General features: G+C 67.0%; 1 pseudogene. It reads right to left on the bottom strand.

Features of this window, described 5'->3' with window-relative positions:
* Positions 1-58 precede the first annotated feature (58 nt).
* Positions 59-279: pseudogene (locus tag DL891_RS16965) on the bottom strand (hypothetical protein); the annotation flags it as partial.

Here is a 279-nt window from a genome sequence, read left to right as displayed (position 1 = left end):
AACCAGCGCTTGGGCCTGGCCGGTTGCCGGCGAACGTCGGTTGCGGTTTCCATCATGGCTATTCGACGGAGGCCGCCGGGAAGCGCGCGCGCCGCTCGAGATCGTCCAGATCGATGGTGTTGCGCATGTACTGGGTGCTGGCGTCGAACGTCGGCTGGTGATCCCAGGGCGTGACCCTACCCTTCATGAGCGCACGGGAGACCAGCTTGCGCCGCCGCTGGCTGGCGATCACCTCAGCGTGCAGCCGTACATAGTCCCAGCGGCTGGCGACCTCGTCGC

The sequence above is a fragment of the Homoserinimonas sp. OAct 916 genome (assembly GCF_003260275.1).
GTDB lineage: Bacteria > Actinomycetota > Actinomycetes > Actinomycetales > Microbacteriaceae > OACT-916.
The sequence above is the reverse complement of the archived record's forward strand: the minus strand, read 5'-3'. Positions and strand labels throughout refer to the sequence as shown.